The sequence below is a fragment of the Eudoraea sp. genome, assembly GCF_049665975.1.
Lineage (GTDB): Bacteria > Bacteroidota > Bacteroidia > Flavobacteriales > Flavobacteriaceae > Eudoraea.
Genome location: NZ_JBATGR010000298.1, coordinates 1 through 12,760, shown reverse-complemented (window position 1 = coordinate 12,760; position 12,760 = coordinate 1). Strand labels below are relative to the sequence as shown.

At 37.5% G+C, this 12,760-nt stretch carries 12 protein-coding genes and 1 pseudogene; 1 reads left to right on the top strand and 12 read right to left on the bottom strand.

The genetic code is table 11. The annotated features are described in order from the left end of the window. The 12 genes and pseudogenes from WBN20_RS10565 to WBN20_RS10510 form a co-directional block, all read right to left on the bottom strand. Positions 1–1,633: DUF748 domain-containing protein (locus WBN20_RS10565; protein WP_424281651.1), on the bottom strand; the 1,633-nt coding region annotated here is incomplete at its 3' end. Positions 1,634–1,663: 30 nt separating this feature from the next. Further along, the gene (locus WBN20_RS10560) at positions 1,664–2,602 is read right to left on the bottom strand and encodes a 2-hydroxyacid dehydrogenase (protein ID WP_424281650.1); all 939 of its coding nucleotides are present in this window, start codon (positions 2,600–2,602) and stop codon (positions 1,664–1,666) included. Between the two features lie 6 nt (positions 2,603–2,608). Then, the gene (locus WBN20_RS10555; protein WP_424272196.1) at positions 2,609–2,974 is read right to left on the bottom strand and encodes a cupin domain-containing protein; all 366 of its coding nucleotides are present in this window, start codon (positions 2,972–2,974) and stop codon (positions 2,609–2,611) included. Positions 2,975–3,012: 38 nt separating this feature from the next. Beyond that, positions 3,013–3,933, bottom strand: coding sequence for a carbon-nitrogen hydrolase family protein (locus WBN20_RS10550; RefSeq protein WP_424281649.1), 921 nt, complete (start codon positions 3,931–3,933; stop codon positions 3,013–3,015). Between the two features lie 75 nt (positions 3,934–4,008). Beyond that, positions 4,009–5,361: a magnesium transporter gene (gene mgtE / locus WBN20_RS10545; protein WP_424281653.1), complete on the bottom strand. Its 1,353-nt coding sequence runs from the start codon at positions 5,359–5,361 to the stop codon at positions 4,009–4,011. Continuing rightward, a complete protein-coding gene (gene rsmA / locus WBN20_RS10540) occupies positions 5,348–6,208 on the bottom strand; it encodes a 16S rRNA (adenine(1518)-N(6)/adenine(1519)-N(6))-dimethyltransferase RsmA (RefSeq protein WP_424273546.1) in 861 nt (286 codons plus the stop codon). Before rsmA ends, mgtE begins: the two co-directional genes overlap by 14 nt. Positions 6,209–6,211: 3 nt before the next feature. Then, a complete protein-coding gene (locus WBN20_RS10535; RefSeq protein ID WP_424281652.1) occupies positions 6,212–6,562 on the bottom strand; it encodes a gamma-glutamylcyclotransferase family protein in 351 nt (116 codons plus the stop codon). Continuing rightward, positions 6,551–6,859: pseudogene (locus WBN20_RS10530) on the bottom strand (DUF4286 family protein); the annotation flags it as partial. The gene WBN20_RS10535 and the pseudogene WBN20_RS10530, both read right to left, overlap by 12 nt. Before the next feature lie 32 nt (positions 6,860–6,891). Beyond that, positions 6,892–8,676 (bottom strand): tetratricopeptide repeat protein, encoded by a 1,785-nt coding sequence (locus tag WBN20_RS10525; protein WP_424281648.1) that lies wholly within the window; start codon positions 8,674–8,676, stop codon positions 6,892–6,894. Positions 8,677–8,829: 153 nt separating this feature from the next. Beyond that, positions 8,830–10,101, bottom strand: coding sequence for a serine--tRNA ligase (gene serS / locus WBN20_RS10520; protein WP_424281647.1), 1,272 nt, complete (start codon positions 10,099–10,101; stop codon positions 8,830–8,832). A gap of 105 nt (positions 10,102–10,206) precedes the next feature. After that, positions 10,207–11,547, bottom strand: coding sequence for an HTTM domain-containing protein (locus tag WBN20_RS10515; protein ID WP_424281646.1), 1,341 nt, complete (start codon positions 11,545–11,547; stop codon positions 10,207–10,209). Next, positions 11,548–12,474, bottom strand: a complete 927-nt coding sequence (locus WBN20_RS10510; RefSeq protein WP_424272808.1) for a bifunctional riboflavin kinase/FAD synthetase — start codon at positions 12,472–12,474, stop codon at positions 11,548–11,550. Positions 12,475–12,524: 50 nt separating this feature from the next. Here WBN20_RS10510 and WBN20_RS10505 point away from each other — a divergent pair. Then, on the top strand, positions 12,525–12,760 hold a 236-nt coding region (locus WBN20_RS10505; protein ID WP_424281645.1), incomplete at its 3' end, for a hypothetical protein.

Below are 12,760 nucleotides of genomic sequence, written 5' to 3'. Positions count from 1 at the left end.
AGTTACTTTTTTTGTTTTTTTTGCCCTTTTTGTCATCCTTATTAATAATATTTTGGACAGCCTTTCCAGGAACAATTCTGGTAAACCCATGAATTAATCCTTGAACAATATAATTAATTGGTGAGCGATTTACGTTCCTTTTAGTTTGATAGTCGGCGACAAGGTATTTGTCCTGGCCAGGCATATTATTTGCCCGAATTGCGGTATTGGCAATTGCAGAAAGCAACACCTTTTTCTTAGATTTATCCTTGCTCTTTTCACTAGTTATTTTCACATGTAAGTTACTATAATCAAATACTAGTTTGTTTTGGGATTGGACTGCACCGGCATTCATATGAAACTTAATCCGGCTCATTTGTCCGGTTACCATTTCAACACCAGCCAGGGGTTTTAAGGTGGGGTTTAAGCTGGTCAAATCCATTGCTGCAACATCTACGGCTAATGAAAATGTTTCTTTATCATATGGAACACTTAAATCAATATTAATTCCGGCTTTACCTTCAAGGTTGGCACTAATTTTTGCGTCTAATTGACCTTTATTTATTTGTTCTTTTGGCATGTTAGTGATGCCGGTTATGGTTCCATTAATTTCCTGAATTTTAAGCGATCCTGATTCACTTTTTTTAACTCCAAGTTCACCATAGGTCACGGAAGAATTCGAAATTTGAATGGAGTCTATTAAAATTGCCATAGGAATTGCGTTAATAATACCTTGAAACATAGGTTTAGCTACATCCGGAGGCCTGGGAATATTCTTATTTCTTTGGAGTTTAATGTTCAGTTCGTCAACAGAAACCTTTTGGGCTTCAATATCTAATTGTGTATAAAAATTACTTGATGGTTCAAGCTTATGTATACCAATTTCTTTTACATTTAACTCAATTATATCGTTTTGGACACCAACGCGTTTACTAACTTCAACCCAATCTATTGAATAGCCCAGGGAAATATCATTCAGTAAAATCTCTTTGTCCATCAGGTTATAATGAAAACTACCTAAGCTAATATCTGTATAGTCGTTTGGTTTGAATGTTACACTATCTATATCTATATTTAGATTGCCCACTTGAAATGGTATTAGGTTTTTGAATTTCAAAGAATCAGTTTCTATTTCAGTAGCCAGTATATTTAATCGCTTTACCTGACCTTTTATGTCTTGTGAAACAGGATCTATTAAAACAATTGAACCATTTTGAATGCGAAAACTGTTTAGATCCGCACGTGATATTATATCACCAAACATTACTTGCAACCCTTTTCCGCTGGTACTTTTAGTAGTATCTGCACTAAGTGTCACTTCAAATATTGGTTGTTCGAAGGCAATCTCATCTAAATTTAATTTTTTGCCAAACAACAATTCTCTCCATACTATTCCATTAATGGTAGCGTAATCTACATGTCCTGTAATTATGGTTCCGTTTCCAGGGTTTAAAGGTTCAATCAGGACTTCGTCTAAAGTTACCCCTTTAAAAAAAGTGTCTAAATCAAAATCAGAATACGTAATGTTGTAAGCTCTTTCAGGATTAGAATTTATCCTATCCTGGAATTTCGATTCAATCCTCCATTCCAGTCCCTTCATAATCAGGAATAATATTCCTAAAACTACTAGTACTCGAATGGTGATCTTTTTCATTTTATTAATGGTTTTCTTTGTACTCTAAATTTAACAAAATCTGGACTTAATTTTGTTTACTAAAGTCTGTGCTAATTTCTTCTTACTTTCAATGGTCCATCCAGCAACATGTGGAGATAGAATAACATTCTCGGCTTCTATCAGATATTGAAAGGCTTCCGGGAGTTCGTGCTGAGTAAACATGTCCTCAAACGATGTTTTTTCATATTCCAGAACGTCTAATCCTGCACCTAATATTTTACCAGATTTTAAAGCGGTAACAAGGTCTTTGGTAACTATACATTTTCCTCTTGCGGTATTTAGCAACCAAAAAGGTTTTTGAAATGCATTGATAAACTCAGTGTTAATCATTCCCAGGGTTAGATCAGTTTGAGGTACATGAAGGCTTATTACGTCTGATCTTTGCTCCAATTCCATGATCCCTACCTGCCGGGCATTTTCATCAGACACCCCCCCAACAATGTCATAGCAAATTACTTCGACATCAAAACCATTGAGTTTTTTAGCAAAAGCTTTTCCCGTATTACCATAACCGATTATACCAACAGTTTTGCCATCAAGTTCTACCCCGCGGTTTCCTTCCCTGTCCCAGATGCCGTTTTTTACTTCACGGCTGGCTTTGGCAAGATTATTAAAAAGGGCCAACAATAACCCCAGGGCATGTTCCCCAACAGCATTCCGGTTGCCTTCGGGCGCGGCCGCCAGAAAAATTTCTTTATACCTGGCATAATCCACGTCAATGTTTTCCAAACCGGCCCCAAGTCTACCTATAAATTTGAGGTTTTGTGCTTTGTCCAAAAAGGTTTGGTCTATGGCAAATCTACTTCTGATAATTAGCCCGTCATAGAGGTGAATTGTCTTTTCAACCTCAGATTTGGGTGCAGAATATTCTTCAACATTCTCAAAACCGAGGGCGTTGAATTCTTCTATGAGCAAAGGATGGTTGACGTCTAGGTGGAGGATTTTCATTCTTTTTTAAATTTTTGGATATTCGGTTTGTGTTCTTGCGTGCTGCACGTTTCCTGTATGGGCCGTTGTTAACTTCTCGAAGAGCAATAAATGTACTTCTTCATTATTCTTTGTAGACGGATTGTGTTCTACCCCTTTCGGAATAACTATGATTTCACCTTCTTTCACAGCCTCTGTCCGGTCTCTGAATTGCATATATAAGGTACCCTTTAACACCTGAAATAGTTCATCCTCATTTTCGTGGGAATGCCATACAAACTCTCCCTGAATCTTTGCCAGGATTATCTGCATATCATCTACCTGGGCTATTTGATGCGGGTGCCATGTTTTACTAAATGCAGCATGTTTCTCCTTTAAATTTATAGCTTTCATTTCTATTTACTTAAGTCTAATTTAGTATAGAATATATTTTACTCCTTTTTGGTTTCAGGCTGGTCTTTGACGTCAAATTCAAAAATATCATTTCTGGCGTAATGCCCTATTACATCAAAATCGAGTTTGTTTAGCTGAATTTCTTCAAGATCTATTTCAGCCACAACAACTCCGGCTTTATCATATAAAGGACCGGCAAGAATTTTTCCGTTAGGAGCCACTATAACACTGCCTCCGCGACACATTGTTTCGGGTTCATGGGCAACAAGCGACTGGTAGCTTTCGGGATACATAGATTTGGTAAAATACTGGTTGCAACCTAGTATATAGCATCTGCCTTCCAAAGCTATGTGCTGCATTGTGGAGATCCATTCTTCCCTCGCATCTGCAGTAGGGGCTATATAAATCTCAACACCTTTCCTGTACATCGACATTCTGGCAAGAGGCATATAATTTTCCCAGCAGATCAAGCCTCCCAACTTGCCTATTTTAGTTTGATAGGTAGTTAATGATTCACCGGAAGCTTCTGCCCAGACAATTCTTTCGGTACCCGTGGGTTTAATTTTCCGATGGGTACCCAGTAATCCGGAAGTTGGAGATATATAGAGCATTGAACAGTAAAGACTGCCACTTATATCGTCTTTTTCAGTTACACCTATTACCAGGTAAATTTTATTTTTTTTTGAAATGTCTTCGAGTCTTTTAAGGTCTTCACTCTGCACATTGATGCTGTTTTCATAGTATTCAGCATAAAGCTTGCGCCCCTTTTCAGATCTGCTGCCTATGGTGGCACCGAATGTAAATCCTCTTGGGTAACCCGGAATAAAAGATTCGGGAAAAACCAATAAATCACATCCCTTTGCTGCATATGTTTTGGTGATCTGCTCAATTTTAGAAATTGTTTGCACCTTATTAAAAAAAACAGGGCTTTCCTGGACTAATCCAACTTTTATTAGCATAGACTGAAATTCTTAAATAGAATTTATTTTAGATTTCGGGGACTCTAAGGTATCCAATTTTAATAAAAGTGAAGTCTAAATTCCCAAAATAACTTTCGCTATCCAGAAATAAATGAGGATTCCGAAAATATCATTACTCGTTGTAATAAAAGGACCGGTAGCAATAGCCGGATCTATACCCCTTTTATCTAGAAACAAGGGAATAAAGGTTCCTATTATTCCGGCAACGATGATTACTACAACCAGGGATATTGAAATGGCGAGTGCTGCAGGAAAATTGCCTTGCCAGAACCAGGTAAAAAGCAAAAGTACCAGAGCCAGGATAAGACCATTCAATGCAGCCAGAAACATTTCTTTAATCAGTCGATTACTTATGCTTCCCTTAAGATCATCATTAGCGAGCCCCTGTACAATAATCGCACTGGATTGTACTCCAACATTACCCGCCATCGCTGCAATCAAAGGTGTGAAAAAGAAAAGGATTGCATGCTTGTTTATCATTTCTTCAAAACCTCCCATGATGGCAGCCGCGCCAATACCGCCTAAAAGCCCTAAAAACAACCAGGGCAAACGGGCTCTTGTCAAATCCCAAATACTATCATCGGCCTCCACATCCTGTGAGATACCTGCTGCCAGCTGGTAATCTTTCTCAGCTTCTTCCTTTATAACATCTACGATATCATCAATGGTAATTCTACCAACCAACCTGCCAATCTCATCAACTACGGGAATGGCTTCAAGGTCGTATTTGGACATAATTTTAGCTACTTCCTCGGGTTTTTCATTTACGTTAACCCTATCCACTTTTGGAATATAAACATCTTTGATCGGAGATTTAGTGGAAGTGGTTAAAAGATCCTTAAGTGAGAGTCTGCCTTTTAGTTTGTCATCATCGTCTACCACATAAATAGAGTGCACCCTAGTAACATTTTCGGCCTGGGCTCTCATTTCTTTTACGCAGGTAAGTACGTTCCAATTTTCATTTACTTTTACCAACTCCTTGGCCATAAGTCCACCTGCAGAATCTTCATGGTAGCGCAAAAGATCTACAATATCTTTGGCATGTTCCCGGTCTTCTATTTCCGAAATTACTTCTTCAACTATTTCCTGTGGAAGCTCTCCCACAATATCAGCAGCATCATCTGTGTCCAGTTCATCTAATTCTTCCGCTATTTCCTTGGAAGATAAATTATTAAGAACAGCCTCCCGCATATCATCATCCAATTCAATGAGTACGTCGGAGGTTTTATCACTATCCAGAAGTTTAATAAGATAGGTAGCTGATTCTTCACTAAGATCATTAGCTATTTCTGCAATATCGGCATAATGGATCTCTTCCATGAAAGACTTTAAATCTGTGTCTTTCCCGGATTCTATAAGCAGTTCAATTTCTGCCAGTAGCTCATCTGTGAGTTTAAATGGAGTCATCATCTATCTTCTTGGTCAGCGCGATAAATTGGGCAACTGCCAATTCTTCGGGACGCCGGTCAAAGATAGCATCTTCTTTTAGATTATCAGAAAGGTTAAATATTTTTAAACTGTTTCTTAAAGTCTTACGTCGCTGGTTAAAACCTGTTTTTACTACTCTAAAAAACAATTTTTCATCGCAATCCATTGTTAAATCATCTTTTCTTACAAGTCTTAATACCCCCGACTCAACTTTTGGAGGGGGATCAAAAACCTCCGGATTTACATTAAAAAGATATTCGGCATGGTAAAATGCCTGAACTAATACAGATAGAATACCATAGGTTTTATTTCCTTCTTTGGCACAAATTCGCTGAGCCACCTCTTTTTGAAACATTCCTGAAAATTCCGGAACCCTGTTCCGAATCTCCAATAACCTGAAAACAATCTGAGTAGAAATGTTATATGGGAAATTACCGGTAATGGCAAAAGGCTCCATATTAAACAAAGTTGAAAGGTCGTATTTTAGGAAGTCGGCCTGTATTACCTCAAATGAATTATTTTGCTGCAGAATTTCATTGTGTTCCAACTGAAAGCTATGATTGAGGTAAATGACAGATTCTTCATCCAGTTCCATGGCTACAAGGTTCATAGAGCGCTGCAACAAATATTTTGTAAGGAATCCTGTACCGGGACCAATTTCAAGTACATTGGTATAACCTTCCATAGAAAGGGTATACGCTATTTTTTTGGCAACTTCTTCATCTTTAAGAAAGTGCTGCCCCAGATATTTTTTAGCTTTAACCGGGCTTTCTACTTGGTAGTCACTCTTCTTAAACGAGCTGTGCTTTTTGCGTTTTTTGGCCATAGTCTAGTTCGGTTGCGGGGTAGAGCTTACATAAGCCCAGGCACTTTTGCCGGAGTTCAGGACTACTTTAATTCTTTTATAGGCCGGGCCTTCATATTTGTCAACTTCCAATATTTCTTCGTTACTACACATATAAACTCTGCCATTCACAAAATCAGAAGGCTCCTTTGAACTTTGCATTACAGGATAAACACCAACTACTTTTTCATCTGATAACTTATAACCAAAAAGGGTATCATTAAAACCGGAGAGTGTTCTTGAAAAAACGGTCAGTTGTATATTTTCCTTTTGTAAGGTACCATAAGTAAAAAGATATTCTGTAGCATTTAATCTATGTGCGGTATACTCTTTAATAACAGCCAGTTCTGTTCTGAAGGCAACAAATTTATTTCCGAAATGCTTTGATACTTCCTCGCGCATTCTTTCGGCATCCTCTGCGTAATATTTTTCTAAAATTTCTTTGTTTTCAGCGGTGTATTGTATGGAATAAGTAATACCACCCATTTCTTCTTCTAAAAGTACTTTTGCCATCTTGGCCTTAATGAATTTTCCTGTCTCCAGCACCTCCGGTATATGCTTTTCCTGCATCCATTCCAACCATTTATCATGAACAGATTCATCTATATTAATAGTTACATTGTAGATTATCATACATCAAATATTATATGTCAGTAAATGCAAATTTAGTTAATACTATCGCCACGTAATATTCGGAAATTTTTGCGTGCCAGAGGAAAGTAATAGCTGTCCTGATAATTATAAATTATTTTCTCGTAATGTTCTTTAGCTTTTTCAGGTTCATTTAAGATGTTCCTATAGAGCTCTGCAAGGGCAAAATGAGCGTCATCGGCCAGAATATCATTTCCATAAAACTCAACAATTTTAAGATAGTTAAATTCCGCCCCCTTATAATCTTTGATAAGTTCCAAAAGTTCTCCTTGTTTTAAAAGTGCCTCATCTTCTATTTTTTCTCCCTTATGATTTGTGAGAATATCGTCGAAGACTTTAATTGCTTCATTCGTGTTCTGCTGATAAGACAAGAGGTCCGCTCTGGCATACTTCTTTAATGCAGTCTGCGTTGAATCTTCCAGAGAATTATCTGAAATTAAAAGGCTTAACTGCATGGCATCGTTTGCGATAAGTTGCGAAGTTGAGCCTCTTAGGACCTTTAATTGAGTAAATGCCCAATCAAAATCTCCCTTGTAAAAACTGGTCTGAGCTACTTTAAATCGGGCATCCTGACCTAAAACATCATTTTTTAAACTTTTTTGGACCTGGGAAAAATTAATAAGTGCTTCATTGAACTTCTGATCAAAAACAAGGATATCTCCAAGGGCAAGTTTTACATAAGCTTTACTAAAGCGTTCCAGGGGGAGATCTAAACATTTCTTGAGGATAGCAACTGCCTCCCGGGGTTTACCTTTTTTAAAAGTGAGAAAATTGGAATAGGCAATTTGCAATTGTAAAGTGTGATTTTCATAGCCATATACTTCCATCAATGATTCAAACTGCCTTTCTAATTCATCAAGTTGCTTTGCGCTTGCATCCAAAAGTTCAATATCAATTAAGCTCAGGCGTGCGTTGAGTTTGATTACCGGATCATTTGAATTTTTATCGATATAGGTAAAAATTCCTTTTGCCTCTTCTACAGCATTGTCCTCCAACGCAATATCGCCCAGTCCAATCAAACGTTGAAGTGCAAAAGCCCCCGATCTTTTATAGATTGCTTTTTCCTGATTAAAGGCACTGTTGTATTGCCTTTGTTGCACAAACAACCAACTCAGGATTTCATTCCATAAGATATCCGGATTTTTTTGAGCCTTTTGCAGCAGTATTTTTTTAAGTTTAAGGTTATTAGGATTCTCTGGGTCTGAAGTAATAAAATTATCAAGATTTCGAAGTACATTGGTCTGGGTAGCCTTTCCAGCAGAGATTAATTCCAAATAGGAGTCGTACATCCTTTCTATATCTCCTTGTTCTCCATAAATACGGGCCATTTGAAAATTATAGTCTAACTGCGGATTAAGCTCCATAGCCATTGAGTAGGCCCTAAGTGAATAGTCTAAAAGCGCATAGCGCTGAAACCTGAACCCTATTCCATAACCATAATTTGGATTTATCTCAATTTTTGAAAGTGCAATTTCATAATTCTCTTTAGCCTTTTCTTTCTGATCCTGTAGAAGGTAATTATACCCCAATTCAATATAAACAGTTGGGTATGGGTTACCAGATTCTATTTTCTTTAAAAGAAAGGCCTGGGCTTCTTCATACTTTTCCAGCTGTTGGTAGCAGGCAATCAGACCTTCTGCATAATCTGTGCGTCTGGGGTTTTTTTCTGCCAGATTTTTATAAAAGACTGCCGCTTTCTTAAATTCACCATCTTGGAAATACTGCTTAGCCAGAAAATCTTCCTGAGTCCAGGATTGGAAGGTACAGATAAGACAAATAAATAATAAGGCAAATCTCATATTGGAAATTTATCAAATTTAACCAAGCTCTATAAAAAACACTGTCAAAGAAAACATAATATCGCTGAACTGAGCTTTTTCCCGAATTGATTCAACGCCAATACAAGTTATAAATAAGGAGCTTCACCCAATAGGTACATCAGGTAAAATAATTTAATCTATCTTACTAAAACCTGTATAGGGTACAAGGATATCCGGAATGTTTATCACGTCTGCGGTCTGATAATTTTCAAGGATCCCTGCTAAAACCCTTGGTAAAGCCAGTGAACTGCCATTAAGTGTATGAGCCAATTGTGTTTTGTTGTTTTCATCTCTGTATCGAAGCTTTAATCTGTTTGCCTGAAAAGTTTCGAAATTAGAGACAGAACTAATTTCCAACCAGCGGTCCTGAGCAGTTGAAAACACCTCGAAATCATAGGTAAGGGCCGATGTAAAGCCAAGATCGCCTGCACAAAGTCGTAAGACCCTGAAGGGCAACTCTAATTCCCTTAAGATATTTTTTACGTGTTCTACCATAGCATCGAGTGCCTGGTAAGAATTATCCGGACGTTCTACCCGTACTATTTCTACCTTGTCGAACTGATGCAGACGATTGAGCCCCCTTACATGTGCCCCGTAACTCCCTGCTTCCCTTCTGAAACAAGGTGTATATGCTGTATAGCAGATAGGGAGATTATTTTTATCAAGGATAGTATCTCTTAAAATATTGGTGACAGGTACTTCGGCTGTCGGTATAAGGTAAAGATCATCTTCAGTAACATGGTACATCTGACCTTCCTTATCAGGAAGTTGTCCTGTGCCATAGCCGGAAGTCTCATTCACCAGGAAGGGCACCTGCATTTCAGTATATCCGGCTTCAGTATTTTTATCTAAAAAATAGGCAATCAAGGCTCGTTGTAAGCGAGCGCCTTTACCCTTGTAAACAGGAAACCCTGCCCCGGTGATTTTAACGCCCAATTCAAAGTCTATGATGTCATATTTTTTTGCCAATTCCCAATGTGGCTTGGCATCGCCACCCAACACAGGAATATCTCCTTCCCGGAAGACTTCTTCATTATCTTCTTCACTATTTCCGGCCGGGACAGATTCATGCGGAACATTAGGTATTTGATACAGTTCTTCCTCCAGCTCATCTGCAACAGAATTCAGTTCTTCGGTTAGCTTCTTAGAATCTTCTTTTAGTTGGGTTGTTTTTTGTTTAATCTGGTTTGCTTCTTCCGCTTTTCCACTTTTAAAAAGCATCCCAATCTCTTTAGAAAGTTTATTGCCTTCTGCCAGTATATTATCTAAATCTGTTTGCAGTGCACGTCTTTTTTCATCAAGGCTAAGTACCTTATCCAAGTGAAATTCTGCATCAAAATTTCGTTTTTTTAAAGCTTTTGCAATATGAACTTTATTTGTTCGTAAGGCTTGTAACTGCAACATATTAAGATGTTTTAAGGCGCAAATTTAGGGTTAAATGATTAATGTATCAATTTGGAATGGCAACATTTTATTTTAGCACCCATATTTAGGCAATAAAAAGGATTCCTATTTAGAAGACGGTAGTTCGGCTTTGGGTTCTGTAGAGGGCAAAATCCAGTTATTATGCCAAAAATAGGCCCATCTTTCTGAGGCGAGATCTACGTCAGGATCTATAAAGGGCTTTAATTTACTGCCATTTACCCGGACTCTGGAATTTACATAAACCGAAATATCCTCACCGTCTTCAGAATAAATTTTCTTAAGGTACTGCGCAAACTGCCAAATAAAATCGGGATATGCAGAAATTCTGCTTCTTTGCTTTTTTGTTAAATAGTCAGCGAGATTTACATTAATGACATTACCATTATCATTATTGATCACTTTGAAACTGATTATACCAGACCTGCTTCTCAGCATCATCCTCCAACTCAATCTATGTCCCTCCTCTGTCCACAATACATCATCTTTAATAAAATGGTGTCTTACAGGAAGAAAAAGCTGTATTGTAAAGTAAATTCCAAATCCTAATAGAAAGAGGTTTCTGTATTTGGGGATAATGACTTCAGAAGGTTCCTGTGAGGGTTTCTTTTTAAAGAAAACCTGCCTTATAGTTTCGGGCTCAAAAAAGAATACAGTAAAAGCCAGCGCAAGGTAAGGGAAGATCCCAATTTGAAATACAACCGAATTGAAGAGGTGAAAGAAAATGGCTAAGGCAAAAGCAACTTTTCTACTTGGTTTCCAGAGCAAAGCAGGAACTATGAGTAAATCGAATAAAATCCCCATGACGGAAATAAATTTATGCACCCAGGATTGCTGCAACAAATCGCCTATGAGCCAATAATGAGCTTTGTTTTGCATCAGAATTCCGACAAAACTAAAATCGAGCCAATCGGCGTATAGTTTGGCCAGGGCCGCATACGTATAAACAATAAAAAGTTGTAGTACAATAATCCATTTTACATAGCTGTACATGTTCTCATGCCTTATCTGTGGCTTAGCCCTGGCATCAAATGAATATGCCTGGTTAGCAGGTAAAAAGCACATGATCAGGGAGATTAGTACCAACAAATAATAGTGATTGTTGTATGATGTTTTTTGCATCAGATAAACCGATGTCCAGAGCAGCGTAAATGAAAATATACTGAGTCTGTACTTATAACCAAGAGCAATGAAAATTCCCAGGGTACCCATAATGAAAAAGTAGATATACATCCCCGAACCTGGTAAGGGTTGTAACCATTCAAAACCAATAAAGGAGAAGGTAAATTTGGGCTCTATCAAAGTTCTCCGGACCCATCCTGTTAGAATGGCACCATAGCATTCCAGGCTAATGAGAATGCCTAAAAATATGCGAAAAATTATTAAGGGACTATTGTCTATTCTTTTAAAGAAAAAGGAATTCAACATCTAGCTTGATATTATGGAAATTGAAGTTTTTTTATCTTTTAGCAATTGTGCTTTAAGTTCCTCCAGAGAGTTGAACTTATGTTCATCGCGGATGCGCTCCAGGATATCTACCTGGATATTTTGTTCATACAAATCTGCGTTAAAATCAAAAAAATGGATTTCAATGCTCTTTGAAGAGCCATCTACGGTAGGGTTAAAGCCGATATTCATCATCCCGTAATAAAGCTTGTCATTAAGAATGCTTTTTACAACGTAAACTCCGTTTTTAGGGATGAGTTTATATTCTTCTGCAATTAATAAATTAGCTGTAGGAAAGTTTAATTGTCGTCCAAGTCCTTTACCTTTTTTAACATCACCTGTTAGCATGTAGTTATACCCGAGGTATTGATTGGCAGTCTTTATATCTCCTTCTAAAAGTGCATTTCTGATTTTTGTAGAACTTACAGAAACATCATCTATTTCCTGTGCCGCAATTTCTTCAACTTCAAAATTGAACGTATTTCCAAAAGCGAAAAGATCCTGGATATTGGCATTTCTGTTGCGGCCAAAGCGGTGGTCATAACCTATTATAATTTTTTTTGCCTTTAATTCATTTACCAGGATGTCTCTAACGAATTCTGTGGAAGAAAGGCGTGAGAATTCCAGTGTGAAGGGATGAATAATTAGGTAATCAAGCCCAATACGTTCTAAAATTTTGATTTTTTCCTGGATGGTATTCAGAAGACTTATTTTTGTGTCTTTTTGTAAAACCATCCTGGGATGCGGGAAAAAAGTAAGCACCGTAGATCGCAGACCAGTTTTTTTGGCATCATTTATGAGGTGTTCAAGTATTTTTCTGTGACCTATGTGAACACCGTCAAAAGTGCCAATAGTAATAGCAGTTAGATGCTTTTTATCGTAATTGGAAATGCTTTGAACTGTGACCACACAAATAAAATAATAAAAAGGCTTATTTTTAAAAGTTTAAAATTCCCTTGATGCTAACAAAACTACGTCTTGTTTTATCAATTACCATAATATTTCTCTCCTTTTATGGATCTGCGCAATCCAAATATTGGGGCCAGGAGATTACCCCCACTAAGATAATTTCACCTTCGCTATCCAATCCGGACGTAACTAAAGTTAAGGTTTTTCAATTGGACCAGGCATCCTTATATAAGGAACTTTTATCTATATCTACCCTAAAGAATGAAAACGGAATAGTTTATTTTCC

Coding starts and splice junctions, on each gene's coding strand:
- WBN20_RS10560 (WP_424281650.1), bottom strand. CDS start 2,602: ATGAAAATCCTCCACCTAGACGTCAACCATCCTTTGCTCATAGAAGAA.
- WBN20_RS10555 (WP_424272196.1), bottom strand. CDS start 2,974: ATGAAAGCTATAAATTTAAAGGAGAAACATGCTGCATTTAGTAAAACA.
- WBN20_RS10550 (WP_424281649.1), bottom strand. CDS start 3,933: ATGCTAATAAAAGTTGGATTAGTCCAGGAAAGCCCTGTTTTTTTTAAT.
- mgtE (WP_424281653.1), bottom strand. CDS start 5,361: ATGACTCCATTTAAACTCACAGATGAGCTACTGGCAGAAATTGAACTG.
- rsmA (WP_424273546.1), bottom strand. CDS start 6,208: ATGGCCAAAAAACGCAAAAAGCACAGCTCGTTTAAGAAGAGTGACTAC.
- WBN20_RS10525 (WP_424281648.1), bottom strand. CDS start 8,676: ATGAGATTTGCCTTATTATTTATTTGTCTTATCTGTACCTTCCAATCC.
- serS (WP_424281647.1), bottom strand. CDS start 10,101: ATGTTGCAGTTACAAGCCTTACGAACAAATAAAGTTCATATTGCAAAA.
- WBN20_RS10515 (WP_424281646.1), bottom strand. CDS start 11,547: ATGTTGAATTCCTTTTTCTTTAAAAGAATAGACAATAGTCCCTTAATA.